The organism is Mesorhizobium sp. P2_B11, assembly GCF_056404855.1.
On record NZ_JBFUDF010000007.1, the window covers coordinates 298,203 to 323,522 of the forward strand.

The 25,320-nt window shown below is 63.8% G+C and carries 29 protein-coding genes and 1 riboswitch; of the genes, 18 read left to right on the forward strand and 11 right to left on the reverse strand.

Annotated elements, in window-relative coordinates; all coding sequences use genetic code 11:
• Positions 1-449 precede the first annotated feature (449 nt).
• From AC1DYJ_RS24335 to AC1DYJ_RS24360, 6 genes are all read left to right on the forward strand, one after another.
• The gene (locus AC1DYJ_RS24335; RefSeq protein ID WP_023671502.1) at positions 450-659 is read left to right on the forward strand and encodes a cold-shock protein; all 210 of its coding nucleotides are present in this window, start codon (positions 450-452) and stop codon (positions 657-659) included.
• 295 nt (positions 660-954) lie between these two features.
• The gene (locus tag AC1DYJ_RS24340; protein ID WP_477282274.1) at positions 955-1,179 is read left to right on the forward strand and encodes a hypothetical protein; all 225 of its coding nucleotides are present in this window, start codon (positions 955-957) and stop codon (positions 1,177-1,179) included.
• Complete coding sequence (locus AC1DYJ_RS24345; RefSeq protein ID WP_192252739.1) at positions 1,179-1,586, forward strand: hypothetical protein; 408 nt, start codon at positions 1,179-1,181, stop codon at positions 1,584-1,586. The genes AC1DYJ_RS24340 and AC1DYJ_RS24345 overlap by 1 nt, the downstream gene beginning before the upstream one ends.
• A gap of 1 nt (position 1,587) precedes the next feature.
• Positions 1,588-1,749, forward strand: coding sequence for a hypothetical protein (locus AC1DYJ_RS24350; RefSeq protein ID WP_455859720.1), 162 nt, complete (start codon positions 1,588-1,590; stop codon positions 1,747-1,749).
• A 46-nt stretch (positions 1,750-1,795) separates the two neighbouring features.
• Entirely contained in the window at positions 1,796-2,128 is a 333-nt protein-coding gene (locus tag AC1DYJ_RS24355) for a YkgJ family cysteine cluster protein (protein WP_477282641.1), read from the forward strand.
• 69 nt (positions 2,129-2,197) lie between these two features.
• On the forward strand, positions 2,198-2,809 hold the full coding sequence (locus AC1DYJ_RS24360; RefSeq protein ID WP_477282276.1) for a LysE family translocator: 612 nt from the start codon (positions 2,198-2,200) through the stop codon (positions 2,807-2,809).
• Between the two features lie 18 nt (positions 2,810-2,827).
• On the opposite strand, the gene AC1DYJ_RS24365 is transcribed toward AC1DYJ_RS24360, so the two are convergent.
• The 3 genes from AC1DYJ_RS24365 to AC1DYJ_RS24375 are packed head-to-tail and all read right to left on the reverse strand — an operon-like array spanning position 2,828 to position 4,738.
• Positions 2,828-3,214, reverse strand: a complete 387-nt coding sequence (locus tag AC1DYJ_RS24365; protein WP_477282278.1) for a nuclear transport factor 2 family protein — start codon at positions 3,212-3,214, stop codon at positions 2,828-2,830.
• A 16-nt stretch (positions 3,215-3,230) separates the two neighbouring features.
• A complete protein-coding gene (locus AC1DYJ_RS24370; protein ID WP_477282280.1) occupies positions 3,231-3,680 on the reverse strand; it encodes an OsmC family peroxiredoxin in 450 nt (149 codons plus the stop codon).
• Positions 3,677-4,738 (reverse strand): zinc-dependent alcohol dehydrogenase family protein, encoded by a 1,062-nt coding sequence (locus AC1DYJ_RS24375; protein WP_477282282.1) that lies wholly within the window; start codon positions 4,736-4,738, stop codon positions 3,677-3,679. The genes AC1DYJ_RS24370 and AC1DYJ_RS24375 overlap by 4 nt, the downstream gene beginning before the upstream one ends.
• Before the next feature lie 100 nt (positions 4,739-4,838).
• Here AC1DYJ_RS24375 and AC1DYJ_RS24380 point away from each other — a divergent pair, with 100 nt between their 5' ends.
• On the forward strand, positions 4,839-5,450 hold the full coding sequence (locus AC1DYJ_RS24380) for a TetR/AcrR family transcriptional regulator (RefSeq protein WP_477282284.1): 612 nt from the start codon (positions 4,839-4,841) through the stop codon (positions 5,448-5,450).
• A gap of 75 nt (positions 5,451-5,525) precedes the next feature.
• Here AC1DYJ_RS24380 and groL read toward each other — a convergent pair whose 3' ends face one another.
• The 3 genes from groL to AC1DYJ_RS24395 form a co-directional block, all read right to left on the reverse strand.
• Positions 5,526-7,181, reverse strand: coding sequence for a chaperonin GroEL (groL, locus tag AC1DYJ_RS24385; RefSeq protein WP_112564873.1), 1,656 nt, complete (start codon positions 7,179-7,181; stop codon positions 5,526-5,528).
• A gap of 62 nt (positions 7,182-7,243) precedes the next feature.
• On the reverse strand, positions 7,244-7,540 hold the full coding sequence (gene groES / locus AC1DYJ_RS24390; protein ID WP_006203049.1) for a co-chaperone GroES: 297 nt from the start codon (positions 7,538-7,540) through the stop codon (positions 7,244-7,246).
• A 208-nt stretch (positions 7,541-7,748) separates the two neighbouring features.
• Positions 7,749-8,546, reverse strand: coding sequence for a class I SAM-dependent methyltransferase (locus AC1DYJ_RS24395; protein WP_477282286.1), 798 nt, complete (start codon positions 8,544-8,546; stop codon positions 7,749-7,751).
• Between the two features lie 83 nt (positions 8,547-8,629).
• Here AC1DYJ_RS24395 and AC1DYJ_RS24400 point away from each other — a divergent pair, with 83 nt between their 5' ends.
• Positions 8,630-9,487, forward strand: a complete 858-nt coding sequence (locus tag AC1DYJ_RS24400) for a hypothetical protein (protein WP_477282288.1) — start codon at positions 8,630-8,632, stop codon at positions 9,485-9,487.
• A gap of 108 nt (positions 9,488-9,595) precedes the next feature.
• Here the strand turns inward: AC1DYJ_RS24400 and AC1DYJ_RS24405 are convergent, their stop codons facing one another.
• Positions 9,596-10,222, reverse strand: coding sequence for a TetR/AcrR family transcriptional regulator (locus AC1DYJ_RS24405; protein ID WP_477282290.1), 627 nt, complete (start codon positions 10,220-10,222; stop codon positions 9,596-9,598).
• 159 nt (positions 10,223-10,381) lie between these two features.
• Between AC1DYJ_RS24405 and AC1DYJ_RS24410 the strand changes: the two genes are divergently transcribed.
• Positions 10,382-11,566: an MFS transporter gene (locus AC1DYJ_RS24410; RefSeq protein ID WP_477282292.1), complete on the forward strand. Its 1,185-nt coding sequence runs from the start codon at positions 10,382-10,384 to the stop codon at positions 11,564-11,566.
• 112 nt (positions 11,567-11,678) lie between these two features.
• Positions 11,679-12,614 (forward strand): bifunctional helix-turn-helix transcriptional regulator/GNAT family N-acetyltransferase, encoded by a 936-nt coding sequence (locus tag AC1DYJ_RS24415; protein WP_477282294.1) that lies wholly within the window; start codon positions 11,679-11,681, stop codon positions 12,612-12,614.
• A 4-nt stretch (positions 12,615-12,618) separates the two neighbouring features.
• On the opposite strand, the gene AC1DYJ_RS24420 is transcribed toward AC1DYJ_RS24415, so the two are convergent.
• Positions 12,619-13,452: an AraC family transcriptional regulator gene (locus AC1DYJ_RS24420; RefSeq protein WP_477282296.1), complete on the reverse strand. Its 834-nt coding sequence runs from the start codon at positions 13,450-13,452 to the stop codon at positions 12,619-12,621.
• A 141-nt stretch (positions 13,453-13,593) separates the two neighbouring features.
• On the opposite strand from AC1DYJ_RS24420, the gene AC1DYJ_RS24425 reads away from it, so the two are divergent.
• Positions 13,594-15,123 (forward strand): winged helix-turn-helix domain-containing tetratricopeptide repeat protein, encoded by a 1,530-nt coding sequence (locus tag AC1DYJ_RS24425; RefSeq protein ID WP_477282298.1) that lies wholly within the window; start codon positions 13,594-13,596, stop codon positions 15,121-15,123.
• Here AC1DYJ_RS24425 and AC1DYJ_RS24430 read toward each other — a convergent pair.
• From AC1DYJ_RS24430 to AC1DYJ_RS24440, 3 genes are all read right to left on the reverse strand, one after another.
• Positions 15,099-15,431 carry a hypothetical protein gene (locus tag AC1DYJ_RS24430; protein ID WP_477282300.1) on the reverse strand — a complete coding sequence of 111 codons (333 nt, stop codon included), beginning with the start codon at positions 15,429-15,431 and terminating at the stop codon, positions 15,099-15,101. The two genes, AC1DYJ_RS24425 and AC1DYJ_RS24430, sit on opposite strands and share 25 nt — an antisense overlap.
• 25 nt (positions 15,432-15,456) lie before the next feature.
• Positions 15,457-15,864: a hypothetical protein gene (locus tag AC1DYJ_RS24435; protein WP_112622985.1), complete on the reverse strand. Its 408-nt coding sequence runs from the start codon at positions 15,862-15,864 to the stop codon at positions 15,457-15,459.
• 128 nt (positions 15,865-15,992) lie between these two features.
• Positions 15,993-17,567 (reverse strand): FAD-dependent monooxygenase, encoded by a 1,575-nt coding sequence (locus tag AC1DYJ_RS24440; RefSeq protein WP_477426278.1) that lies wholly within the window; start codon positions 17,565-17,567, stop codon positions 15,993-15,995.
• A gap of 485 nt (positions 17,568-18,052) precedes the next feature.
• Positions 18,053-18,258: riboswitch (cobalamin riboswitch) on the forward strand.
• Positions 18,259-18,351: 93 nt separating this feature from the next.
• On the opposite strand from AC1DYJ_RS24440, the gene AC1DYJ_RS24445 reads away from it, so the two are divergent.
• The 7 genes from AC1DYJ_RS24445 (at position 18,352) to AC1DYJ_RS24475 (ending at position 25,178) form a co-directional block, all read left to right on the forward strand.
• Entirely contained in the window at positions 18,352-18,741 is a 390-nt protein-coding gene (locus AC1DYJ_RS24445) for a DUF1636 family protein (protein WP_477282304.1), read from the forward strand.
• Positions 18,738-19,526 carry an ABC transporter ATP-binding protein gene (locus AC1DYJ_RS24450; RefSeq protein WP_477282306.1) on the forward strand — a complete coding sequence of 263 codons (789 nt, stop codon included), beginning with the start codon at positions 18,738-18,740 and terminating at the stop codon, positions 19,524-19,526. The genes AC1DYJ_RS24445 and AC1DYJ_RS24450 overlap by 4 nt, the downstream gene beginning before the upstream one ends.
• A gap of 38 nt (positions 19,527-19,564) precedes the next feature.
• Positions 19,565-20,512, forward strand: coding sequence for an ABC transporter substrate-binding protein (locus AC1DYJ_RS24455; RefSeq protein WP_477282308.1), 948 nt, complete (start codon positions 19,565-19,567; stop codon positions 20,510-20,512).
• Positions 20,513-20,567: 55 nt separating this feature from the next.
• Entirely contained in the window at positions 20,568-21,554 is a 987-nt protein-coding gene (locus AC1DYJ_RS24460) for a FecCD family ABC transporter permease (RefSeq protein WP_477282643.1), read from the forward strand.
• Between the two features lie 112 nt (positions 21,555-21,666).
• Positions 21,667-22,137, forward strand: coding sequence for a MarR family winged helix-turn-helix transcriptional regulator (locus AC1DYJ_RS24465; RefSeq protein ID WP_477282310.1), 471 nt, complete (start codon positions 21,667-21,669; stop codon positions 22,135-22,137).
• Positions 22,134-23,303: an HlyD family secretion protein gene (locus AC1DYJ_RS24470; protein ID WP_477282312.1), complete on the forward strand. Its 1,170-nt coding sequence runs from the start codon at positions 22,134-22,136 to the stop codon at positions 23,301-23,303. The genes AC1DYJ_RS24465 and AC1DYJ_RS24470 overlap by 4 nt, the downstream gene beginning before the upstream one ends.
• A 342-nt stretch (positions 23,304-23,645) precedes the next feature.
• Positions 23,646-25,178 (forward strand): DHA2 family efflux MFS transporter permease subunit, encoded by a 1,533-nt coding sequence (locus AC1DYJ_RS24475; RefSeq protein WP_477282314.1) that lies wholly within the window; start codon positions 23,646-23,648, stop codon positions 25,176-25,178.
• Positions 25,179-25,320: the final 142 nt, after the last annotated feature.

The following is a 25,320-nucleotide window of genomic DNA, read 5'->3' on the forward strand; positions in this document are numbered from 1 at the left end:
GTGTGAGCGGTTTTCCCAGGAAATTGCGTCAAACAAAGAGATAATCCGCACACAAAAGAACGCCTCTCGCACCGTTTAATGTGCGGGAGGCGTCCTGTTCCCAGCATTCTGAGATTGCTCTCTGTACTGCTGACACCATAATAATGCGCCGGCTTGGGATTGGTTCCGGCCTTCTACATTTTTTTACGCCTGCCTCACGCTGCGCCGGCTCGCCAGTTGAGGCGCCATCCTTCAGCATCTCCAGGTTGAATTCTGGCTGCAGGAAAACCAGAAATTGACTCGGTGCCAAAAGAAGTCTACAAGACATATGTCGATATTTGTTTGACCGACTTTTGTTATCCGCGCACAGCATGCGCGCCTTTGACGAACTTCCCCATCAAAAATCGAGACAAACGCTGTTGTGCAGTCGCACAATGGTGAACGAATATTTGCCAGGGAAAGGGTTCTTCATGGCCACCGGCACAGTGAAATGGTTCAACGCCACCAAAGGTTTTGGTTTTATTCAGCCTGACGACGGCTCCGCCGACGTTTTCGTCCACATCTCGGCCGTAGAGCGCGCCGGCATGCGTGACATCGTCGAGGGTCAGAAGCTCGGCTACGAGATGACCCGCGACAACAAGTCGGGCAAGATGTCCGCCGACCAGTTGAAGGCGGCCTGATCAAGAAATTCAGCCTTCCGGTGACCACGGATGTACTGGCACCGATGACAGGCTGAGAAGAGTGCCTTGCGCATCCAGCTGGATGCGCGGCGCTTCCATGGAAGGTCAGGCGGTGCCTGGCCTTTTTCATTTTGCGTGTCATGCCGCTAAAAGTGCGCTGCACGCCGGCCGGAACGTGCTAAGGGACGCTCCAGCAATCTGAACCGCCCATATTGCCCCGATGCCGTATTGCTTTGGTCGTGACCAACGACCGGTCTCGCTCTATCGGCACCAGGCTCCCGACAGGAGAACGTTTTTGACCACTCAATCGAAGACCGCCGAACAGGCCGGCTCGCTGTTCAGCAAGACGCAGACCCAGTCGATGTCGCTCAACCGCATTCTGTCCGAGCGTGATGCCGTCAGCGAGGCACGGGAAGCCAAGACCGCGCGCTTGCGCGAACTGCGCAAGGAAAAGGAAGCCGACGAGATGGCAGCGGCCGCGGCACTTGCGGCTTCGCCGAAGCGGGCAGGCAAACGTTGATGGCCACCAAGCGCGTACCGCCTACACCGATCGATGCCGATTCGACGATTGCGTCGATGGTCGAAGGCCTGGACAAGCCGGTCGAATATGTCCGCCGCGTGCTGGAAAAGCTCGAGCGCTGCAAGCGCGCGCATGGCGATGCCCAGGTGCGCGTCGGCGTGCGCGGGCGCGCCGAAGCCCCGAACTACCTGATCGAATATGTCCGCGAGGACAAAAAGACCTTGGAGCGGGTGACCTACCAGGACGCCGCCTATAGCGGCAGCACCCATCGCGAACTGGCGGCGCACCATATTGCGGAAGCCAGGAACTGGTCGCCCGAGGAAATGAACATCACGGCGGTCTCGGCGCTGATCGGCCGCTTGCGCAATCCGCGCGCACCATCATCGCGTTTTTCCGACGAGGACTGACATGGCCATAAAGTTTTCCGCCAAGGACCAGCCGGCAGCGCCGGCTGCCGCTGCAAAACCTGCCAAGCCCGCTGCCGCGCCGAAGGCTGCTGAACCGTCCGCGACCGATCTGTTCGAAGCGCCAGCCGCCACGCCATCGCGCAAGGCAGGCAAGAAGAAATAGCGCCTTGCCGCACCCGGCCGATCGCAATCTCGCTGGGCTGGCCGCTTTGGCCGCCAGGGACGTTTCGTCACCGGACGAGGGCGCTGAGCCGGTTTTCGACTGCCAGAGCTGCGGCGCCTGCTGTTCCTATTCGGCCGAATGGCCACGCTTCTCGATGGAAGACGATGCGCAGCTCGACCGGATTCCGGAAGAATTCGTGGCGGCCGACCTGTCCGGCATGCGTTGCGAGGGCGTGCGCTGTACGGCGCTGACCGGCGAGATCGGCAAGCACACAGCTTGCAGCATTTATGAGATCCGCCCCGACGTCTGCCGCGCCTGCATGCCCGGCGGCGATGATTGCCTGATGGCGCGCAAGGCGCACGGGATGCCGACGATCTAGCCGATCGCCCCGCTTGCCTCGCCTCACGCCACCCGATAGCTTCCAGCCGGGCAGGGCGTTGGAGGATCCATGAGCATCGAATTCCTGTTGACGTCGCTAATCGTCGTGGCTTCGCCCGGCACCGGCGTTCTCTATACGCTGAGCGCCGGGCTTTCGCGCGGGGTGCGCGCCTCGATCATTGCCGCTTTCGGCTGCACGCTCGGCATCATCCCGCATATGGCGGCCGCCATCACCGGCCTGGCGGCGCTGCTGCACACCAGCGCTGTCGCCTTCGAGACCCTGAAATATCTCGGCGTTGCCTATCTCCTGTACATGGCGTGGAACACGCTGAAGGAGAAGGGCGGTTTGAGCGTCGACGAAAACGCAGCACCCCGTTCAGCCGCCAAGGTCATCACCTCCGGCATTCTGATCAACATCCTCAACCCAAAGCTGTCGATCTTCTTCTTTGCCTTCCTGCCGCAATTCGTCAGCACCACCGAACCGAACGCTTTCGCCAAGATGCTCGAACTCTCGAGCGTCTTCATGCTTTTGACCTTCGTCGTGTTCGTCGGCTACGGCATCTTTGCCGCCTCGATCCGCAGCCACGTCGTGTCGCGGCCGATGGTGCTGACCTGGATGCGCCGCACCTTCGCCGGCGCCTTCGTCATGCTTGGCGCCAAGCTGGCGCTGGCTGACCGGTAGGAAAGATGCGGCGCGGCGCTATCCCTTCACGTAGCCCATCGCCTCGACGATCCGCCCATCCGCGACGCGCATCAGATTGACGCCGCGGATGGAGTTGCCGCCGGCCATGAAATAGCGCCAGCGGATGGTTGCCCGTTCGCCGGCGACAAACGTTTCCTCGAGGTCGAAGCGCGTGTCGGGCTGGGTGGCGATCGCCGACCACAGGGCAACGCATGCCTCTTTGCCGGCATGGCGAGCGCCGTCCGGCGCCGGCACCGTATTTTCGATGACGCAGTCCTCGGCGACCAGGTCGCCGAGCGCCGATGGATCGTGCAACTGGAACACATCGTTGAAACGCCGCATGATTTCGGCCGTCTGCCTGGAGCGGTCGTCCGGCTGAATGGTCGTGATGCTGTTGTGGCTCATCTCACATCTCCTGGTTTCATTTTGCCGTGGCAGTGGTGGCGACGAGCTCGGCCTTGAGCGCGATGGTCGCAACGCCGGCCAAAGCGCGAGAGACGAGGCAGGTCGTCTTCGCCGTCTCCGCCATGCGCTGGAATTCGGCAGGTTCGAGGCCCGGGATGTCGGCTAGCGTTTCGAGATCGATGCGGGTGATCGTCGGCCCGGCCGCGGTCGCACCGAGATGGACCTTGGCGACGGTGCGAATGCTGCGGGCAACATGGCCGTCCTGGCCGAGGATGAAGGTCAGCGCCATTGAGAAGCAGCCGGCATGGGCCGCCGCTATCAGCTCTTCCGGGTTGGTGCCCGGGCCGTTTTCAAAGCGCGACGGAAAGGAATAGGCGCCTTCAAAGACGCCGCTGCCGAGCCGCAGTCGGCCCGCGCCTTCCTTCAGTGTCCCTTGCCATTCTGCGAAAGCTTCACGGATTGTCATGGTCGTTCTCCTTCGTTTGGGGTTGACAATGATGAGCGGGCAAACGGGTCAGGCCCTTCTATGACGACCTTCCCGAACACGTCGCCTTGCTGGAAATAGCGGTAGGCTTCAGCGGCCTCGGCAAAGGGGAGGACCTTGTCGATGACGGGCTTCAGGCGATGCTGCGAGACGGCGCGCAGCATCGTCTCGAGATTGCTGCGGCTGCCGACGAACAGGCGGCTGATGGTGACGAGGCTGCGCTGATAAAGCGCTGCCGGCATCTCGATCGATCTGCCTTTGGCGTCCTGCAGCGTCAGCAGCACGATGTGCCCGTAAAGCGTGCTGGCGATCAGCGACTGCGCGAAGGTGACCGGGCCGCCGGTTTCAACGACGAGGTCGATGCCGCCCGTCTGTTCACGTACCCAGCCGCCCCATTCCGGCGTGTCGGTGCTGGAGACAACCAGGTCGGCGCCCAGCGCTCGCAACCTGTCGGCCTTCTCGGCGCGCGACGTGACAGCCACGACGCGGCAGCCTGCGAGCTTGGCGAACTGCATCGCAAACAGCGCAACGCCACCCGAACCGATGACCAGAACCCATTGACCGGGTTTGAGAATTCCGGGACCCGTCACTGCGTTCCAGGCCGTCACGCCGGCGCAGGTCAGCGTCGCCGCCTCATGCCAGCTCAGATGATCGGGCAACCGCACCGCCCATTGCTCGTCGAGCACGGCATATTCGGACAGCATGCCGTCCAGCGTGCAGCCGAGCTGGTCGATCAGCCCGGCATTGATGCGGCCATCGATCCAGCGGGCGAAGTAGCTGCCGGTGACGCGGTCGCCGACGGCAAAGCGGCTGACCTGATCGCCAATCGAGACGACCTCACCAGCGCCGTCGCTCAGCGGCACGATGCCTTGGCGCGGCGGCAGCGGATATGTACCGCCAAGGATCATCGTGTCGCGGCGGTTGAGCGAGGTGGCGCGAACGCGGATCACAATCTCATGCGGTTTTGGTTCTGGCCGCGCCTCGTCGCGCATCGCCAGGGATTCGGCCCCGCCAGACCCTTCGAGACGGTAGCTGCGCATATCGCTCTCCTCAAAGTATGTAGACTGATCTACATATTATGTAGACCGGTTGTCATATTTTCTGCAAGGCCTATAATGGCCACTCCTGACAGAGGCTGACATGGCAAACGATACCCGCACCCGCATACTCGAGACGACGGCGCTGCTGCTCAGGCAGCGCGGCTATCACGGCACTTCGCTCAACGACATCTTGAGCGCCAGTGCTGCACCGCGCGGCTCGCTCTACTTCCATTTTCCCGGTGGCAAGGACCAGCTGGTCATCGAGGTGACGCGCGACAGCGTCGCCGACGTGACGAAAAGGCTGGGCGAGGCGCTCGCCGCCGAGAGCGACCCGGCGGTCGCCGTCCACCACATCTATCAGTCGGTCGGGCGCATGCTGGAGGACAACCAGTTTTCGCTGGGCTGTCCGATTGCGCCCGTCGTGCTGGATTCACCTACCGACGTACCGGAACTGGCGGAACTCTGCCGGTCGGCCTTCGAACAATGGATCGGTCTGCTGCGACAGGCTTTCGTCAGGGCAGGGGTGCCCGAGCGCCGCGCGCATGCCCTGGCGCTGCTGGTCGAATCGTCGCTGGAAGGGCTGATGGTGATCGCCCGCGCCACCCGCGACCGCGCCCCGCTATTGGCGGTGGCCGACGAGGTCGCCGCGCTGATCGAGGCCGCCCTGCCGGCTGGAGGAGAAACGCGGCGGCACGTCGATGCAACCGCCTGAGGCCTGACGGCTCGACCTGAAACAAAAAGGGCGCCTTTCGGCGCCCTTTCTGTATGTGAAGGATGGTAGCTTGGATTAGAAATCCATGCCGCCCATGCCGCCCATGCCGCCGCCGCCCATGCCGCCAGGCATGCCGCCGCCAGCCGACTCCTTCTTCGGAGCCTCCGCGATCATGGCTTCGGTGGTGACGAGCAGGCCGGCGACCGAAGCCGCGTCCTGGAGAGCCGTGCGAACGACCTTGACCGGGTCGACGATGCCCATGGCGATCATGTCGCCATACTCGCCGGTCTGGGCGTTGTAGCCGTAGGTCGCGCCCTTGTTGTCGAGGATCTTGCCAGCAACGATCGAAGCTTCAGCACCTGCGTTCGAAGCGATCTGGCGGGCCGGAGCCTGCAGCGCACGACGAACGATGTTGATGCCAGCAGCCTGGTCGGCATTGGCGCCGGCAGCCTTGATGTTGGCCGAAGCGCGCAGCAGAGCGACGCCGCCGCCTGCAACGATGCCTTCTTCCACGGCCGCGCGGGTCGCGTTGAGGGCGTCATCGACGCGGTCCTTCTTTTCCTTGACTTCGACTTCCGTCGCGCCGCCGACGCGGATCACCGCAACGCCGCCGGCGAGCTTCGCCAGACGTTCCTGCAGCTTCTCCTTGTCGTAGTCCGACGTGGTCTCTTCGATCTGCTGCTTGATCTGGGCAACGCGGCCCTGGATCTCGGCCTTCTTGCCGGCGCCGTCGACGATGGTGGTGTTCTCCTTTGAGATCGACACCTTCTTGGCGCGGCCGAGCATGTTGAGGCCGACGTTCTCGAGCTTGATGCCGAGGTCTTCGGAGATGACCTGGCCACCGGTGAGGATGGCGATGTCTTCCAGCATGGCCTTGCGGCGATCACCGAAGCCCGGCGCCTTGACGGCGGCGATCTTCAGGCCACCGCGCAGCTTGTTGACGACCAGCGTGGCCAGAGCCTCGCCTTCGACGTCTTCCGAGATGATGAGCAGCGGCTTGGAGGTCTGCACGACGGCTTCGAGAACCGGCAGCATGGCCTGGAGGTTGGAGAGCTTCTTCTCGTGCAGGAGGATGTAGACGTCCTCGAGCTCGGCAACCATCTTGTCGGCGTTGGTGACGAAGTAGGGCGAGAGGTAGCCGCGGTCGAACTGCATGCCTTCGACGACTTCCAGCTCGGTCTCGGCGGTCTTGGCTTCCTCAACCGTGATGACGCCTTCATTGCCGACCTTCTGCATCGCTTCGGCGATCATGGCGCCGACCGACTCGTCGCCATTGGCCGAGATCGTGCCGACCTGCGCAACTTCCTCGGAGGTCTTGATCTTCTTGGCAGCCTTGCCGAGAGCCGCGACGACTTCGGTCACGGCCAGATCGATGCCGCGCTTCAGGTCCATCGGGTTCATGCCGGCGGCAACGGCCTTGTGGCCTTCCTGAACGATCGACTGCGCCAGAACGGTCGCGGTCGTGGTGCCGTCGCCGGCGATGTCGTTGGTCTTCGAAGCAACTTCGCGGACCATCTGCGCGCCCATGTTTTCGAACTTGTCTTCAAGCTCGATTTCCTTGGCGACGGTGACGCCGTCCTTGGTGATGCGCGGGGCGCCGAACGACTTGTCGATGACGACGTTGCGGCCCTTGGGGCCGAGCGTGACCTTCACCGCGTCGGCGAGGATGTTGACGCCGCGCAGCATGCGCTCGCGGGCGTCACGGGAGAATTTTACGTCTTTAGCAGCCATTTTTAGCTCCTGGCAGGGGCTCGGGAAGAGCCCGAAAATTCAGTTGATGAGGAGGCCGATAATCAGCCGATGATGCCCATAATGTCGGATTCCTTCATGATCAGAAGGTCTTCGCCATTGAGCTTGACTTCGGTGCCCGACCACTTGCCGAACAGGATGCGGTCGCCAGCCTTGACGTCCAGGGGGACCAGCTTGCCAGCTTCGTCGCGGGCGCCGGAGCCGACAGCGATGATCTCGCCTTCCTGCGGCTTTTCCTTTGCCGTATCCGGGATGATGATCCCGCCGGCGGTCTTGGATTCGGATTCGACCCGACGTACGACCACGCGGTCATGAAGCGGGCGGAACTTCGACTTTGCCATTTTTTCTTCCTCGAATGAGAACGGTGAGAACAGTTCCTCCATCCGGCGATGCCGGACATGAGTTAGCACTCACCAAGGGAGAGTGCTAACGTGGCGGTGAGATAGGCCTGTGGCTTGCGAGAGTCAAGGCGCGCGGGAAGGGGCAATTGCGCGAAATTTTTCCAATGCTGCCACGCTATAGTGGAAAATCCGGGTCGCCGCCCAAACCCTACCGACGACGCGGCGATTCAAGCACCAGAAGCGGACAGCGTTCAGCCAGCCCATAGATCCCTGTCGGCGCGAGGCGGACACTGTCAAAAAACCGGCTCGCCTCTTCGACCAGCGTCGCCGCCGGGGCGAAGCTGTAGACCGTCTGCGAATTCGCGTAGACGTCGATCGTGCCGATGACCGGCATAGCCCATCCGGTCGTGGCGGCTAGGACGTCCCGGTCGGCAAACATCGCATTGAAGGCGTCGAGGATCGCCCGCACCGGAATGGCGCGGTCGGGATCGCTGCCGGCACACGACATGGCAATGCGCCATTTGAGTTCGTGGAAGGTCGCAACGCCGCCGGAAAGCGCCAGCGCCCGAACCTCCTGCGGATCGTCCGGCACCTCAGGGCTTGCATAGGTCCGCAATGCCGCCCGCGCACCGGGCCGCAGCACACGCGCGATCTCGGCAAGCAGGGCCTGGCGTGCGACCGGGGACCCCAGCGCCGACAGGCAGCCGTCACCGATCACTGCCCCGGCGCTTTCGTCGCCTAGCGGCAGCTCCAGCCAGTTGCCGATCACCGCCCTGCGCGAAGCGGTATCGCCCGGCCAGATGCCCGCTATCATGGCAGGGGACTCGTCGACCGCGAGCATGGTCCGGCCGAGACCGGCAAGTTCCGGCGTAACCCCAAGCAGCACCACATCGACCGATTGCAGGCCGAGTTCGCGCTCATAGGCTGCGACGGCTTCCGGCGGCGGACAAAGCGGCGCCCCGAGAAGCCGCCAGTGGCGGCGAATTGCGTCCCAATGCCCAGTCATGCGGAACGGTTTTGCGAATGGCTGGACATATTTCCTTCCAGGCTGTTGGTTGCCTTGCGAATTACCGCATCCATGGAGAGGTCGTGGCCCGCATTGCCGTCATAACGCATGAATATGACCCCTTCCAGAGCCGCCACGGCCTCCTGTTGCGCCAGGACAGTCCCTACATGCTGTTCGACATCCTGGCGGAGCTGAAACGGCGCGGCCACTCCGTGCGGATCCAGCGCGGGCCCTCGGCAAATCATGACGCCGATATTGCCGTCCTGCACGTCGACGCGACAGTGACGCCGCCGGACTATGTCGACTATGCCGGCGGATTTCCCTTTTGTCTCAACCTCGGTGCAACCGACATTTCCAAGCGCTGCATCAGCGGTGCGATCCTCGAGGAGGGGGCCGGCTGGGACGGCCAGGTCATCGTCAAGAGCAACCTCAATCATTGGGGAACGCCTGAGGAGCAGATCAATCGAAAGTCCGTTCGCGCCGGCAAGGCCGCGCCTTTTCCGGGCGCGCAGACTTTCGATCGCTATGAGGTCCATGCCTCGCTGGCCGATGTGGCGCCGGAGATTTTCAGGCGTGCCGACCTGATTGTTGAAAAATTCATTCCCGAAATCGAACCCGACGGCTTTGCGGCGCGGTTCTGGATATTCTGCGGCGACCGGGAGCGCTGCACCCGCTACGTCTCGCCGCAGCGTCTGGTCAAGGGCGACGACACCATCCGCCGCGAGCCGGTTCCGGTTCCCGACGAGCTGCGCGCCCTGCGTCGGAAGCTCGGCTTCGACTACGGCAAGTTCGACTTTGTCGTGCATGAGGGCAGGGCGGTGCTGCTCGATGCCAACAAGACCCCCGGCCGCGCCAGGAATCTGTCGAAGATCGTCGCCGCCGGCACCGCCAACCTCGCTGACGGCTTCGAAAACCTTATCCGCCGGGCGGGACAGGGCTGAATTGGGCGCTAGAGCGTTTCACCGTTTCACAGAAACGGCGACCGCTCTATCTCTTTGTTTTTACGCAATTCCGGACGGAAAACCGCATGCACTTTTCCTGGAATTGCTCTAGACGAACAACCGCAGCTGCGTGTGGATGATCGACCGGTAGTCCTCGATCGTATGGCGGCTTTCCGTTTCGTCCTGGGTCAGCGCCATGCGCACGACGCCGCCGGCAAGCTGGAAGATCAGGAAGACCATCCGTCCGAACTCTTGGCGCCGTTCGGCCGCGAGAAACGGCCCGACATGATCGCAGAACATCGCCGCCTGGCGCCGGGTTTCGGCGATATCGAGATTCTGCAGCGCCTTGTCGGCCTGGATGGCGTTCTGCAGGTCCTGGATGGCTGGGTCGCCGGCAACGCGTTCATAGTAATCGTCGAGCAGCCGGTCGGCGGCTGCGATGACGTCGCTCAGCCCGCCAATGTCGGCAACGATGACGGCAAGGCGCGCGCGGCTCACTTCCGAGAAGCGTTCGTAGAGCATCGCCAGGATCGCCGACTTGTTGGGGAAGTAGTGATAGACGGTGGCGATCGGCCCGCCGGCCAGCGCGCCGACTTCCTTCATGGTGACGGCGTCGATGCCCTTTTCGCCGATCAGCCGCATCGTCGTCGCCAGAATGGCGTCGATGCGCTCGCGGCTGCGCTCCTGCTTCGGCCTGCGCCTCGGTTCGGTCGCCGTTCTCACTGCTTCACTCATGCCGCCACCCTCTCGACCGTCAAGATCATCCGATCCCCAGCCTTGCCAATGCCGAGTCCCACTAATGATTGACAAACGAATATGATCGAGTATCAGTTTCTAAATGCTGACAGATTGTCAGTTTTTTTGCCGCAGGGCAAGGGACGTTGGGAGGCGCCTGTGAGTTCAATCGGGAAGGTCGATGCCGGGAACGGTGACTGGCTGGTCGGCAACCCGACGGGGGCGCAGCTTGCCTCGGCATTGTGGATCGGTTCGGTCGGCCTGCTCATTCTCGGGCTCCAGCCGGTCCTGCTTGGCGCGCTCTACACCGAAGGACATGTCAGCGGCGACGAACTCGCTCTGGTCGCCACGGCGGAGATGATCGCCATCGGCATCGGCTCGGCGGTCATCGCGATGCTGCTCTCCGCGCGCAATATGCGCTGGAAGAGTGCGGTCCTTCTGGTCCTGCTTGCGTTGGCGAACTGGGCGACCGCCTATGCGCTGACCTCGACGTCGCTGATTGGCGCCCGTGCCGTGGCCGGTCTCGCCGAGGGTGGGCTGGTGGCGGTCGCCACCGAGCTGATCGCCCGCTCACGCCGGGCCGAGCGCATCGGCGGCTATTTCGTCACCATCCAGACCCTGGCGCAATGCGCGCTTGCGCTGCTGCTGGCGCTTTACGTGATTCCGGCCGCCGGATCGGCGGGCGGCTTCATCGTCCTTGCCGTCGTCTGCGTCGCATCGCTGGCGGTCGCCTTCATTGTCCCGGACAGCTATGCCGACCTGCCCAAGGAGGAACAGTTCAGCAATGTGCTGACCGTTCCTTCGCTCACCGCTTTGCTGTGCGTCTTCTGCTACTTCATGTTCTTCGGCTCGGTCTGGGCTTTTCTCGAGCCGCTCGGCGCACAATACGGCATCGATGGCCGCACCGTCGGCCTGATCGTGTCGGCCAGCCTGGCATTGCAGGTCCTGGGCGCGATGACGGCAACTGTCTTCGAGGCGCGCATCGACTACCGCATCGCCATCGTGGCGATCGGCGTGGTCGCCGTGGCCTGTTCCGCGGTGCTCGCCGGCAGCCCTGGCTTGGCGATTTTCTGGGTCGCCGCTCTGATCATGGGCTTCATCCTTCTGTTCATCGTGCCCTATCAGATCCGGCTGGGGATCACCGCCGACGAGACGCGCACGGCTGTCCTTCTGGTGCCGGCTGCCCAGCTTTTCGGTCTGGCCATCGGGCCGATCGCGGCATCGCTGCTGATCGACGGCAAGGATTTTCGGCCGGTGCCGGAATTCGCCGCCGCCAGTGCCGCGGCCAGCGTGGTCATGCTTGGCCTGTTCATACTGGTCGCGCGCCGCCGCGCCATCGCCTGACCGAAACCACTCTTCCCCAAGACACGATGGCGTGAGCGTCCAGCCAGTCGTTACGGAGATACTTGACTAAGTCAAATAAATGATTGATCGTGTTGAGGCAGGAGGCTGGCCCATGACGATCCATCATCAACCCGGCAAGGAACGCATCGACGCGGTGCGGGCTTTCAACCGCTTCTACACCCGCCAGATCGGCCTGCTCGACGAGGGCCTCTTGAAAAGCGCCTTCTCGCTGACCGAGGCGCGGGTGCTCTATGAACTGGCGCATCGCGACGGCCTGACCGCCACCGATCTCATTCGCGATCTCGGCCTCGACGCCGGCTATGTCAGCCGGCTCCTGAAGAAGTTCGAACACTTGCGGCTGATTTCGAGGTCGACACTGGTGTCGGACGCAAGGCAATCGTCGATCGTGCTGACGCCGGCGGGGCAGCAGGCCTTCGCGCCGCTGAACAAGGATTCGCACGACCAGGTCGCGGCCTTGCTGGAGCGGCTTCCCGCTGCCGAACAGGACCGGCTGGTCAAGGCCATGCAGACGGTGCAGCAGCTCCTGGGCGAGAGCCCGGAGCCCAAAGTCCCCTATATGCTGCGGCCCTTGCAGGTCGGCGACATCGGCTGGGTCGTGCGTCGCCAGGGACAGATCTACGCCCAGGACTATGGCTGGGACGAAACCTATGAGGCGCTGGTCGCCGAAATCCTTGGCGCCTTCGTCAAATCCTTCGATGCAAAATGGGAGCGCAGCTGGATCGCCGAGCGGCTAGGCGAGGTGGTCGGCTCGGTCTTCATCGTGCGCAAGTCGGACGAGGTGGCAAAACTGCGCCTGCTCTATGTCGAGCCTTCGGCGCGCGGCCTCGGCATCGGCAAGCGGCTGGTCGAGGAGTGCATCGGCTTTGCCCGCGCCAAGGGGTACAAGACGCTGACGCTATGGACCAACGACATCCTCACAGCCGCCCGTCACATCTATGAAAATGCCGGCTTCAAGCTGTCCGACGAGGAGCGCCACCATGCCTTCGGCAAGGATCTCGTCGGCCAGAACTGGAACCTGGAGCTTTAGCGCCTCACGCGCGAACCGGGATCCAGATCTCCAGCCCGCCATTGCCGCTGCGCGGATCGAACTCCGGGCCGTAGCGTTCGAATTCGGGGCCGTCCGCGATCTCGTGGCCGGAGGCCGGCAGCCATTTGTTCCAGATCGTGTTGACGGTGCGGCGGATGGTCGAGATGTGCTCGGCATGGGTGAAGACGGCGTATTTCTGCGCCGGCACCCGCACTCGGGAAAGCTCCTTCGGCAGGTCGGAGAAATCCAGCACTTCGACGCCGGCGATGTAATCGAAATTGCCGGCATCGTCGCCGTTGACGCAGACGCCATAGGCGACGTCGCCGGTCTCGCTCGGAATGTTGCCGATATAGGGACCGAAGCGCTGCCACTGCATTGGAATGGCGGCGCTGGATTCGCAGCTGTAGCGCTCGCCAAGCCCGGCGATGAGGAACGGCCGGCCAGCCTCGAAGCGTGGCGGCGGCAGTGAGGAGAGAAAGGACTGGTCCATCAGGATCGGCTCCACGAGGTCGAGATTTTCTAAGCTGCCCTGCGCGCGCACCAGTTCCGGCGTGGTGCCGAACTGGTCGCGGAAGGCACGGGTGAAGGCCTCGTGCGAGGCGTAGCCGGCATCGAGCGCAACCGCGAGAATGTCGGGCGCACCGGCGGCGAGCTTACGCGCTGCTTCGGTCAGCCGGCGCGCGCGCATATAGCCCATCACCGAACGGCCGGTGGCGGCGCCGAAGGCGCGCGTCACATGAAAGCGCGACACGCCGCTGCTGTGCGCGACATCGTCGAGCGAGATCGCTTCCGGCAGATGGCTTTCGACAAACCACAGCGCTTTCTCGGTCGGGTTCATGGCTCTCCTTTTCACATCGGCGGGGTGACACTATCCATCGCGCCGCCCGACAGTTTGATCGAAATTGCGCACTGGGCAATAATGCAGCATGCCGTGTCGATGAGGGAATCGAAACGACACGATCCGGGGAGGGGTGTCCCGATGACAGCGACGGCTGCCGATCAGCTTTTCCGCTTTGGCGGGTTCACGCTCGACCTCGCCATGGGCACGCTGCGCGGCCTCAACGAGCCGCTGTTCCTGCGCCCCAAGGCTTACGCGCTGCTGTCACATCTCGCCCGCAACATGGGCCGCGTCGTGCCGAAATCAGAACTGATGGATGTGGTGTGGCCGGGCGTCTACGTCACCGAGGATTCGCTCACCCAGTCGGTGCGAGAGATACGCAAGGTGCTGGGCGAGGAGATGGTGCGCACTGTGTCCAAGCGCGGCTACATGCTGGCCGCGGAGGCTGAAGCCCCGCCTGAGATCGGCGCGCAGCCGGTCGTGGCCGTGGTGCGCTTCCGCAACGAAAGCGGCGATCCGGCCGACGAGGCGATGGTCGACGGCTTCGCTGAAGACCTCATCAATGGCGTTGCCCGCTTCGGCACGGTCACCGTGCTTGCGCGGAACTCCAGCTTTTCCTTCGCTTCCTTCGGGCGTTCCGAATGGCCTGAGATTCGCGCCCGCATCGGCGCCGACTATCTGGTCGAAGGCTCGCTGCGCCGCCAGGGCGAGCATGTCGTGGTGGCCGTCAGCCTCGTCGACATCGCCACCGCCCGCCAGCTCTGGGGCGACCGTTTCCAGTCGCAAGGCGACGGCCTGTTCGCCATCGAGCGCGAGATCGTCGAGCAGATCGTCAGCCGCCTGGTCACCCGCGTCACCAATGCGGGCCTCGAACAGGCCTCGCGCAAACCGGTGACCAGCCTTGCCGCTTACGAGCTTCTGCTGCGTGGCTTTGCGATGCTGCGCGATCCGGCCCAGACCGACCAGCGCAGTGCCGAAATTCTGTTCGAGGCGGCGATCGCCAAGGATCCAGGCTACGGCCTCGCCTATACCTATCTCGCCCTGGTGCGGGCATTGGATGGAGAATTCGGTCGCGCCAGCGAAGCCGTGCTGGAAAATGCGCGCGATCTTTCCGAAAAGGGCTTGGCCCTATCGCCGGACCAGCCGACCGGGCATCGCGTGCAATCATTGATAAGGCTCTATATGCGCGAGCATGAAGCCGCCGAACAGCACATGCGCATCGCGTTGCAGCTCAACCCCTATGATGCCGACTGCATCGAGCAGATGGGCATGCTGCTCACCATGCGCGGCCGGCCGCTCGAAGCGCTGACCTGGCTGGCGCGCGGCATCCGCATCGATCCCTTGCACCCGCACTGGTACCAGTTCGACCGCGCGCTGGCGCTCTACATGATGGGGGAATACCGGCAGGCGGCCGATGCGCTGGAACTGGCGACGCGTCCGGCGCCCTGGATCCGCACTAGGCTGGCGGCCTGCTATGCCCAACTGGGCGAAATGGAGAAGGCACGGCGGCAGATCGCCCTCATCGAGGAAGGCGATCCGTTTTCGCCGGTCGATTATGCGCTGCGCGGCGTGCCGTTCGAGAACAAGGTCGATGCCGAGCATCTCGCCGAAGGCGTCAGACTTGCCCTCGGCGAAATCCTGCCGGGTCAATCAACGACCACGACGATGTAGCGACCCTGATAGGTCCGATAATAGGTGGCGCCGCAACGCCAGACGTCGAAGCCGTTGACCTTGGTGCGCACGCAGCCCGCCGGCAGCCTGGCGACCCAGGCCGTGGTGTGGCGCAACACGCGCCATGCGGTGGTGCGGCGGGCGACGCCGGCGGCGCTGCGCGGTGTCCACGGCGCACCGACACGGGCCTGCGCCTCGCCGACCAGCGAGAGCGCCGGCACGGTGGCGCCGGCGATCTCGACGACGCCGAGCGCAACGGCCATCACGGCAGCGAGCGAGCGGATTTTCTTCACCGATTTCAAAGGCATTTTCGTTTCTCCAGATGTTGAAAGTCTAATGGGAAGCAGCAAGCCGGGCCGAGCCCGCCAGTGCCGCCAGGTGAGCAACCACGAACAGGACGTGCGCCGCGGTTGTGACGTAGCCGACGACGAGCACGTCGGCGGCGATGAAGAACTGCCAGAACGCAAGGTTCGCGGTTCCAAGCAGCGCATGCACGGCAACCAGGAAGGCGTGCCAGGTGCGGGAGTAGGCGATGCGCCAGAGCGTCACGCCGATGATCAGGGCCAGCCCATGCGCCTCGATGAAGCCGATGCCGGTGCCCGGAGCATTGCCAAGCAGAACAGCCTCGGCACCGGTGCCGAAGAACGAGCCGGCAATGTCGGTGGCGAGCCCGCCGGCCGATGCCAGGATCAGAAAGCCGGCATTGAAGCGGACAAGCAGATTTCCAAAGAAGGGGTCCATGGGTCGGTTTCCTTTCGGTTGAGTAGGGTTCACAGCGGCGCAAGCGCGCGCACGGCGAAAGCCGATGGTGAAAAGAGGGGATGGTTGGGATTGATCAGCGCCGACGACCAGGTCGGCGCGCCAAGCAATCAGGCCAGGCTGTGCATGGTGCCTGTGATGCGATAGGGCGCGCGCTCGGCCAGCCTTGGTTTTATCGCCAGTCCGGCGAGGTAGCGCTGGAAGGCGGCCGCCTCCTGAACGGGCGAAGCCAGTGCGACATGGCCGTCAGGCCTCACCAGATAGGCGCCGTCGCGCTGCAGGCCGGCGGCTTCCGCAGTGTCCGACCAGGCGAAGACATGGACCGGAATGCCGGTCGATGCGAGCATCGCCCGGAACTCGCCATTGGCCTCGCCATAGACATGCACCTGCCAGTCGAGCGCGCGCAGTGGTTCGAAATTGTCGCCATTCGCCGCCGGGACATAGGGCAGGCGGTCGCCGCCCTCGATCGTGCCGGCCTTGCCGCTGCTGATCGCGCTTGCGCGGTATTGAATGCGGGTCTGCGAAATCAGCCCGAAAAACCTGCGCGATCCAAAAGCAGTGCCGAGCGCCGCGCGCAAAACCTTCGGCATCAGATAGCGGCGGAACAGGCCGACCAGCCGCGAGCGGCTGGTGGCGACCCGAAACGCTTGGTCGGTGCTGTCGATCAGCTTGCGGGCAAAGGCGATGCGCTCCGGCTCGTAGCTGTCGAGCAGGCGCTGATCGGCACGGCCCTGCACCACGGCGGCGAGTTTCCAGGCGAGGTTGACCGCGTCACCCATGCCGGTGTTCATGCCCTGGCCGCCGGCCGGGCTGTGGATATGGCCGGCATCGCCGGCGAGGAAGACGCGGCCGACGCGGAAGCGGTCGGCGACGCGGTGATGGACGCGGTAGGTCGAGAACCAGTTGACCCTGTCGATCGCCACGCCGGTGTCGCGCTCGACATCGGCGCGGATCGCTTCGAAGGTGATCGTCTCGTCGGCCTCATGCGCCTTTGGCACGATGCCGATCAGGCGCAACGAGCCTGACTGCCGCACAGGCATGACGATGGCAAAGCCATAGGCGCTGATGACCGTGTCCATGCCGTTGCGGGTGACGTCGCCGCGGCCGTCGACGTCGGCGACATAGAAGGCCTGCTCGTAAGTACCGCCGGGAAAGCCGATGTTAAGCCCGTGGCGCACCGCGCTGCGGGCGCCATCGCAGCCCGCGAGATAGGCGGCGCTGACCGTCTCGTCCGTACCATTCTTGCGCAAGGTGGCGACGACCGCATTGCCCTTGTCCTCGAAGGCGACAAGCTCGGTGTTGCGCTCGACCTGAACGCCGGCGCGCTCCAGATGCGCAATCAGCACGCGCTCGTGAACATCCTGCGGCAGGGCGAAGGCGAACGGGTAAGGGCTGATGCCGCGGCCGAAATCGGCCAGCGGCAGTTTTGCGGCAATGCCGGCCGGCGTGTGCACGGTCAGCTGTTCGATCTTCACGCCAGCGGCGATCACGTCGTCGACGATGCCGATCTGGCGGTGGAATTCCAGCGTGCGGGCCTGGACGGCCAGCGCCCGCGATGTCTCGCCGGGACCGGCGTCTTTGTCGAAGAGGCGGACCGGAACACCGAGACGGGTGAGCCAAAGCGCAAGCGTCAGGCCGGTCGGACCGGCGCCGGCAATAAGGACTTTTGGTTGAGCCGTGCTCATTTTGTTTCTCCCTCAAGAGTGCGGACTTTTTCATGTTCGCGCAAGCGGCTGTCGCCGAAACGGCGGCAACGATCCTGGCTGGGAGAGGGGGCGTTTTTGGCGCAAATCGAAGTCAGTCCGCCCGTTTCACCAGCACGCTTTCATTCGGCGTTTCGGCGGCTGAAATCCCGATCGGTTTCTGAAAATTTTCCGATGTTTTGGCGACCGGCCTTGACGAAGGCGGCTTGTTGACGGGGCGGCTTCGCTCCGAAGCCTGGGACCAGATGGCGAAGCCGCGGCTCAGCAGGCCGCCGCCGAAACGTCTGTCTTGCGGACCCGCATGGATCCGCGAGCCAAAAAGGTCGCAGCACGTTCGGCGCTCGCAACAGCGCGGCGGCTTGACAGGGCAGCGGGATACCCTTTAGTTGTTATGATATTACATAACCAACCGATGCAAAGTGGAGCAACCGTCACAGAAATTCATTGCGGCGCGACCGATGGAAAACTACGCTGCGCCTCGTGATGGTCCCCGCGCCGAAAGGTCAGGGGTGAAAAGGGAACACGGTGAAATCCGCAAGGGTCGAAGCCGTGGCTGCCCCCGCAACTGTAAGCGGCGAGCAAAATCCGACAAGCCACTGGCCGGCAAGGCTGGGAAGGCAGGATGGCGCTAGGACCCGCGAGCCAGGAGACCTGCCATCTCAATGAGTTGACCGGACGGGGTGTGCCGGGAGGAGACGTGGACGTCGGTCTTGTCGGCCGGCTGCCCGACCTGCCTTCCGTCGCCTATTGAGAAAGTGACGGAACGTTGGACGCCGACATCCACCGCATCATCGTGTGCACGCTCTGCCGCGATCTCGTGACCGGGGTCAGATCGGGCGAGGGCCTCTGCGCGGATCTGCGCGCCCGACTCGCGGCTCACTATGAACCGGCGGTTGCCCAGGGCTTTTCGGTTGTGGGCGTGGCCTGCATGGCAGGCTGCTCGCGGCCGCTGACGGTCGGCTTCCAGGCGCCCGGCAAGGCCGCCTATGTCTTCGGCTCCATCGACGCGCGGGCCGATGCCGGCCACCTCGTGCGGTTTGCAAAACTCTATGCCTCGCTCGCCGACGGCTGGTGCAATTCCGGGCAGCGCCCGGCCAGGCTGGCGGGCAAGACACTCGCCCGCATTCCGGGTTGTCCGACAACAGGCAAACCATGACCGCGCCGCTTCTCGAAGCCCATAGACTGACCGCGACCACTAACGACCGGTTGCTGGTGGATGGCGTCAGCCTCTCGGTGGCGGCGGGCGATCGCCTTGCCATCATCGGCCCCAATGGCGCCGGCAAGACGACGCTGTTGCGCATGCTGTGTGGCACGCTGCGGCCGAGCGCGGGCGAGGTGGCATTTCTCGGCCGCCGCCTGGACAGGATTTCAACCGCCGAGCGCGCGCTGCACATGGCCGTCGTCGGCCAGACGGACCAGCCGGATCCCCGGCTCGGCGTGATCGATTATGTCGAGCTCGGCCGGGTTCCGCATGCCGGCCTGCGACGCCCGCACGAAGACCGCGACATCGTCGTCGACGCCCTGCGCCGGACCGGGCTCTTGCCGCTCGCCGGCCGTACCATCGGCTCGCTGTCGGGCGGCGAACGCCAGCGCGCGCAATTGGCCCGCGCCATCGCCCAGCAGCCGCGCATCCTGTTCCTCGACGAGCCGACCAATCACCTCGATCCACGCGCCCGCGGCGAGCTGCTCGACCTGGTCGCCGGCTTCGGCATGACGGTGGTGGCCGTGCTGCACGATCTGTCGCTGGTCGCACCCTTCGCCACTCGGGTCGCCGTGATGAACGAGGCGCGCCTGCACGCCCTGGCCGGGCCGCGCGAGGCGCTGACCCAGCACCTCATCCGCGACATCTTCGGTATCGACGTCCTGTGGCTGCGCCATCCCACAGAAGACCGCGAACTCACCGTCTTCGAAGTTCCCAACCGTGTCTCGTCGCCATTCTGAACCAACCCATTGCAAAATCATCCAAGGAGCACCGCCCCGTGAAACGCCTCGTTCTGTCGCTTGCCGCCTCGCTGTTTGCCTCCGCCGCCTTTGCCTTCCCGGTGACCGTCGACAGTTGCGGCAAGAAGCTGACCTTCGACGCGCCGCCCAAGCGCGCCGTCATCCACGATCTCAACATGGCCGAGATGGCGTTTGCGCTAAAACTGCAGCCTTCGATCGTCGGCCTGACCGGCATTACCGGCTGGTACAAGGTCGGCCCGGAATTCAAGGCCGAGCAGGGCTCGATCCCGGAACTGGCGCCAAAATATCCGACCATGGAAAACCTCGTCGCGGTCCAGCCCGATTTCTTCTTCGCCGGCTGGTACTATGGCATGGACCCTGGCGGCGCGGTGACGCCAGACACACTCGCCCCGCACGGCATCAAGACGCTGGTGCTGACCGAAAGCTGCGTCCACCTCGACAAGAACCGACCTGCCGCCTCGATGGACCTGCTCTATGGTGACGTCGAAAAGCTGGGCAGGATTTTTGGCAAGGAGGCTGACGCCGAGAAACTTGTCACCGGCTGGAAGGCGCAGCTCACCGCCATCACCGCCAAGGTCGGCGACCACAAGGGTACGCGGGTGTTTCTCTATGACTCCGGCGAAGACAAGCCGTTCACCGCCGGCAAGTTCGCCATCCCCAGCGCCATGATCACTGCCGCCGGCGGCGAAAACATCATGGCCGACATGAACACCAGCTGGGGCAACACCGATTGGGAAACAGTGGCGTCGCGCAACCCGCAATTCCTCATCCTGCTCGATTACCAGGATGGCGGCGGCTACAAGAAATTGCTCGACTTCCTGAAAGCGCACCCGGCGATGAAGGAGACCGATGCGGTCAAGAACGAGCGCTTCGTCGCGCTGCGCTATGCCGAGCTGACGCCCGGGCCGGCCAACATCGAGGCCATCGAAAAGATCGCCAAGGCGATGCATCCGGAAGCGTTCTGAGCGACATGCTTCAGCCGGAAATCTGAGCTTGCCGCACAAGACATTCGTACCGGTCATGCTGGCGGGAGCGGTGGCAGTCGCCGCTCTCGCTTTGCTGTCGATCGCCTATGGTTCGACGCTGATCCCGCTGGCCGATGTCGTTGCAGCGCTTGGCCGTGCCATCGGGCTTGGCGGGCACGACGTGTCCGGCCCGGTCGGCAAGATCGTCGTCGATCTCCGTCTGCCGCGCGCGATCCTGGCGATCTGTGTCGGCGCCGGTCTCGGCATCGTCGGCGCGTTGCTGCAGACGGTGACCCGCAACGACCTGGCCGATCCGTTCCTGTTCGGCCTGTCGTCGGGAGCAGCCGCTGGTGCGGTTTCCGTCATCACTGTCTTCGGCGACAGTTTTGGCATCTGGACCTTGCCGGTCGCGGCCTTCACCGGCGGCATCCTGGCCACCGGCGTTGTGCTGGTGCTGGTGGCGCGGGTCAAGGGGCAGGGCCCCGAGCGGCTGATCCTTGCCGGCCTCGCCGTCTCCTTCCTGTTCACCGCGCTCACCAACTATCTGGTCTTCGCCGGCGACCAGCGCGCAGCCCATTCCGTGCTGTTCTGGACGATGGGCGGCCTTGGCCTGGCGCGCTGGGACAACATCTGGCTCGGCGCACTGGGCGCAGGCACCATCCTTGCCTATGCGCTGTGGAACCACCGCCGGCTCGATGCATTCCTGGCCGGCGAAAATGCCGCCGAGAGCCTTGGCGTTCCGGTGGCGCGGATGCGCCGGACGACCTTTCTCGTCGCCGCGTTCTCGACGGCAATTCTTGTCTCGGTCGCCGGCGTCATCGGCTTCGTCGGCCTGATGATCCCGCATCTGTCGCGACCCTTTGCCGGTCCCCTGCATTTGCGCCTGGTCGCCAGCTGCGCCGTGCTCGGAGCCGTGCTGCTTCTGGCAAGCGATCTCTTGGCGCGCACCTTGCTGCCGCCGCAGGAATTGCCGATCGGCATCATCACCAGTTCGGTCGGCGCCTTCTTCGTGGTCGCGATGGTCATTCGCAATCGTCATTGATGGCGTCGGCAGCACTGACAGCGATCGCATTTTCGGGCTGCCATCCCCGTTTGCCGGCTCTGGCGCAACGCGGCATCTTGAATAGTAAGCACGCTTATAATATATATCACTCATGGTTTCCGACGGCATAGATAGACTGGGCTTTTTGATCCACGACGTACAGCGCCTGCTGCGCAAGCGCTTCGAGACGCGCGCCAGTGGGCTTGGCCTGTCCTCGGCGCAATGGCGGTTGATGGTCCGCGTCGCCAAGGAAGAAGGCATCAGCCAGGCGCGGCTTGCCGAACTGCTGGAAATCGAGCCGATCAGCGTTTCGCGCCTCGTTGACCGGATGGAGGAGGGTGGCTGGATCGAGCGCCGCTCCGATGCCGCCGATCGCCGCGTTCGCATGATCTTTCCGACCGCCAAGGCGAGCGCCGCCTATGCCGAGGTCAAGAGCCTGGCTGGCGAAGTCTATGAGGAATCGCTGGTCGGCGTTTCGCCGGAAGATCGGCGCGTTCTGATCCGGGCGCTGGACACCATCGTGCAGAACCTTGCGGATGGCGAGACGTCGTCTCTGAAGAGTACGGAAGGGGCAGCGGCATGAATGCGGCAGCCAAGATAGACGAGAATGTGACCAAGCTCGAAGCGCCGGCGCAGCCGGCCGGCGCTCCTGTCGCGGTGGCTCCGCCGGTGCAGCCCGCGTCGGCCCCGAAAAAGCCGCGCCGTCTCGGCCGCTTGCTTCTGATGGTCGTCCTGCCGGCGGCGTTGGCCATTGGCGGCGGCTATGTCTGGGTGACCGGCGGCCGCTATCAGGAGACCGAGAACGCCAATTTGCAGCAGGCCAAGGTGTCGATCGCCTCGGATACGGCCGGGCGCATCGTTCAGGTCGACATCTCAGACAACCAGCTGGTCAAGCAGGGTGATGTGCTGTTTGCCATCGATCCCGAGCCCTACCGGATCGCATTGGCCCAGGCCGACGCGGCGGTTGCGGTCGCACGCGTCGGCATCGAACAGTTGCGCGCTGCCTACAGCCAGGCGATGGCGCAGGAAAAGTCCGACGCCAGCCAAGTCGACTACGCGCAGTCGCAGTATGACCGCGCCGCCGACCTTGCCCAGAAGGGCATCAATGCCAAATCGTCGCTGGATCAGGCCAAGAACGATCTCGACAAGGCCAGGCAGCAGCTGGCGGTAGCCGAGCAGGGCATCATCAGCGCCAAGGCCGCACTCGCCGGCAATCCCGATATCGAGACCGACAAGCACCCGACGGTGATGGCCGCACTCGCCGCGCGCGACAAGGCCGCCTACGATCTGGCGCAGACCACGGTGAAGGCGCCGGCCGATGGCGTCGTCAGCCAGGCCTCGTCCTTCAAGGTTGGTCAGTATGTCGGTTCCGGCACGCCGTTGTTTGCGCTGGTCGAGACCGGCGACACCTGGATCGACGCCAACTTCAAGGAAACCCAGCTCACCCACATGAAAACAGGCCAGAAGGCCGAGATCGTGGTCGACACCTATCCGGGCCGCACTTTCGAGGCGACGGTCAAGGCGATCGGCGCCGGCACCGGCGCGGAATTCTCGCTGCTGCCGGCCCAGAACGCCACCGGCAACTGGGTGAAAGTCACGCAGCGCATTCCCGTGCGCCTGGAACTCACCGATGCCGACGCCAAAATGGCGCTGCGCACCGGCATGAGCGCCTCGGTCACGGTGGACACCGGCGTTGCCCGCGGGTTGCCGGCCATCTTCGGCCACGCCGCCGCGGGCGAGGCACAATAGACTGTGAATGGACCGTGATCCTGAAAAGCGGGATCACGGCCGGGCAGAATGCTCGCTCAGGCGAGATGGGGTGACAGGATTGGTCCGATGGCAGGTTGCGCGACGGGTGGGGTTGGACCGGGCCGCATCGCGGCCTGACCACAGCCTGGCCATCGCGACGCCGATCCTTCGGTCCTTGGATTTCCGGGCGGCAAGCGCCTGATGTGTTGAGACCTTCGGTCGATGTAACCCCCACATCGATAGATCGCGTCCCACCGCGATGAGGGTCTCTTCACCAGAGAAGGCCTCGCCGCCCGGAAACCTAGTGTACACGTTTTTGTTACCTGTCGGAAGTTCCGCATCATGAGCACGCCAGAACCGTTCAAGGAAGTGCCGCATCGCGGCCTGATCACCGTGGCGTTGATGCTGGCGACGATCATGCAGGCGCTCGACACCACCATCGCCAATGTCGCGCTGCCGACCATGACCGGCGATCTCGGCGCCTCGCCCGACAACATCAACTGGGTGCTGACCTCCTACATCGTTGCCGCCGCCATCATGACGCCGGTGACCGGCTGGCTGGCCGACCGCTTCGGCCGCAAGGAACTGTTTTTGGCGGCGGTGGTCGGCTTCACCGTGTTCTCGATGCTGTGCGGCATCGCCTGGAGCCTGGAATCGATTGTGTTTTTCCGGCTGATGCAGGGCGTGTTCGGCGCTGCGATCGTGCCGCTGTCACAGACCTTCCTGCTCGACATCAACCCAAGGGAACGCCACGGCCAGGCGATGGCCATCTGGGGCGCCGGCATCATGCTGGGGCCGATCCTAGGCCCGACGCTCGGTGGCTGGCTGACCGAGAATTTCAACTGGCGCTGGGTGTTCTTCATCAATTTGCCGGTCGGCATCATCGCCTTTCTCGGCATGGCCGCCTATTTGCCGGCGGTTGCCCGGCGGGTGCGCAGCTTCGATTTCTTCGGCTTCGCCATGTTATCCCTCGGTGTCGGCGCGCTACAGCTGCTGCTTGATCGCGGCGGTGAGGTCGACTGGTTTTCCTCGGTTGAGATCTGGATCGAGCTTGCCCTTTCGATCACCGGCTTCTGGGTGTTCATCATCCACACGGTGACGGCGGAACGTCCTTTCATCGACCCCAAGATTTTCCTCGACCGCAATTTCGTCACCGGGCTGGCCTTCATCTTCGTCATGGGCGTGCTGATCCTGGCTTCGATGTCGCTGTTGCCGCCGATGCTGTCGACCATCTTCGGCTATCCGACCATCACCATCGGTGTTGTGCTGGGGCCGCGCGGTGTCGGCACGATGATTTCGATGCTTGTCGTCGGGCGGCTCATGAGCAAGATCGACGCCAGGATTCTCGTCGTCATCGGCTTTCTGCTCACGGCGCAATCGCTCTACACCATGGCCGGCTTCACACCGCAGATGGACAATTGGCTGATCCTCAGCTCTGGCGTCATCCAGGGTCTGGGCATGGGCATGGTGTTCGTGCCGCTCTCGACGGTGGCCTTCGCCACGCTCGACGTGCGCTTCCGCACCGATGCCACGGCGCTGTTCAGCCTGGTGCGCAATCTCGGATCCTCGATCGGCGTGTCGGTGGTGACGGTTCTCCTGGTGCGCAACACGCAGGTCAATCACACCGAGCTGTCGGCTTTCATCAACCCGTTCAACCCAAATCTGTGGGCGGCCTCGCCAGCCGCGGCAAGCGGCGATCCGATGGCGCTTTCGCAGATGGATCGCATGGTCAACATCCAGGCGATGATGATCTCCTACGTCAACGACTTCAAAATACTGATGATGATGACGCTGATTGCCATCCCGTTTGTGTTTCTGCTGCGCAAGCCGAAGACGGCCCCGGCTGCAGGCGCGCCGGCGGCGCATATGGAGTGAGACGCGCGTCGGTATTTGCCGATATCAGATGACGTAGTCGCGGACGCGCCTGCGAAATATGTAAGGTCGGGCGATCGTCGAGATGATCGCAAAATTCTCCATATATCAAATAATGTCGATTCTATTGCGCCAATAGCGATTT

Excerpts from the sequence above, each read along its gene's own strand:
- AC1DYJ_RS24335 (WP_023671502.1), top strand. The coding sequence starts at position 450 with ATGGCCACCGGCACAGTGAAATGGTTCAACGCCACCAAAGGTTTTGGT.
- AC1DYJ_RS24345 (WP_192252739.1), top strand. The coding sequence starts at position 1,179 with ATGGCCACCAAGCGCGTACCGCCTACACCGATCGATGCCGATTCGACG.
- AC1DYJ_RS24350 (WP_455859720.1), top strand. The coding sequence starts at position 1,588 with ATGGCCATAAAGTTTTCCGCCAAGGACCAGCCGGCAGCGCCGGCTGCC.
- AC1DYJ_RS24360 (WP_477282276.1), top strand. The coding sequence starts at position 2,198 with ATGAGCATCGAATTCCTGTTGACGTCGCTAATCGTCGTGGCTTCGCCC.
- AC1DYJ_RS24365 (WP_477282278.1), bottom strand. The coding sequence starts at position 3,214 with ATGAGCCACAACAGCATCACGACCATTCAGCCGGACGACCGCTCCAGG.
- AC1DYJ_RS24370 (WP_477282280.1), bottom strand. The coding sequence starts at position 3,680 with ATGACAATCCGTGAAGCTTTCGCAGAATGGCAAGGGACACTGAAGGAA.
- AC1DYJ_RS24375 (WP_477282282.1), bottom strand. The coding sequence starts at position 4,738 with ATGCGCAGCTACCGTCTCGAAGGGTCTGGCGGGGCCGAATCCCTGGCG.
- AC1DYJ_RS24380 (WP_477282284.1), top strand. The coding sequence starts at position 4,839 with ATGGCAAACGATACCCGCACCCGCATACTCGAGACGACGGCGCTGCTG.
- groL (WP_112564873.1), bottom strand. The coding sequence starts at position 7,181 with ATGGCTGCTAAAGACGTAAAATTCTCCCGTGACGCCCGCGAGCGCATG.
- groES (WP_006203049.1), bottom strand. The coding sequence starts at position 7,540 with ATGGCAAAGTCGAAGTTCCGCCCGCTTCATGACCGCGTGGTCGTACGT.
- AC1DYJ_RS24395 (WP_477282286.1), bottom strand. The coding sequence starts at position 8,546 with ATGACTGGGCATTGGGACGCAATTCGCCGCCACTGGCGGCTTCTCGGG.
- AC1DYJ_RS24405 (WP_477282290.1), bottom strand. The coding sequence starts at position 10,222 with ATGAGTGAAGCAGTGAGAACGGCGACCGAACCGAGGCGCAGGCCGAAG.
- AC1DYJ_RS24415 (WP_477282294.1), top strand. The coding sequence starts at position 11,679 with ATGACGATCCATCATCAACCCGGCAAGGAACGCATCGACGCGGTGCGG.
- AC1DYJ_RS24420 (WP_477282296.1), bottom strand. The coding sequence starts at position 13,452 with ATGAACCCGACCGAGAAAGCGCTGTGGTTTGTCGAAAGCCATCTGCCG.
- AC1DYJ_RS24425 (WP_477282298.1), top strand. The coding sequence starts at position 13,594 with ATGACAGCGACGGCTGCCGATCAGCTTTTCCGCTTTGGCGGGTTCACG.
- AC1DYJ_RS24430 (WP_477282300.1), bottom strand. The coding sequence starts at position 15,431 with ATGCCTTTGAAATCGGTGAAGAAAATCCGCTCGCTCGCTGCCGTGATG.
- AC1DYJ_RS24435 (WP_112622985.1), bottom strand. The coding sequence starts at position 15,864 with ATGGACCCCTTCTTTGGAAATCTGCTTGTCCGCTTCAATGCCGGCTTT.
- AC1DYJ_RS24440 (WP_477426278.1), bottom strand. The coding sequence starts at position 17,567 with ATGAGCACGGCTCAACCAAAAGTCCTTATTGCCGGCGCCGGTCCGACC.
- AC1DYJ_RS24450 (WP_477282306.1), top strand. The coding sequence starts at position 18,738 with ATGACCGCGCCGCTTCTCGAAGCCCATAGACTGACCGCGACCACTAAC.
- AC1DYJ_RS24460 (WP_477282643.1), top strand. The coding sequence starts at position 20,568 with ATGCTGGCGGGAGCGGTGGCAGTCGCCGCTCTCGCTTTGCTGTCGATC.
- AC1DYJ_RS24465 (WP_477282310.1), top strand. The coding sequence starts at position 21,667 with ATGGTTTCCGACGGCATAGATAGACTGGGCTTTTTGATCCACGACGTA.
- AC1DYJ_RS24470 (WP_477282312.1), top strand. The coding sequence starts at position 22,134 with ATGAATGCGGCAGCCAAGATAGACGAGAATGTGACCAAGCTCGAAGCG.
- AC1DYJ_RS24475 (WP_477282314.1), top strand. The coding sequence starts at position 23,646 with ATGAGCACGCCAGAACCGTTCAAGGAAGTGCCGCATCGCGGCCTGATC.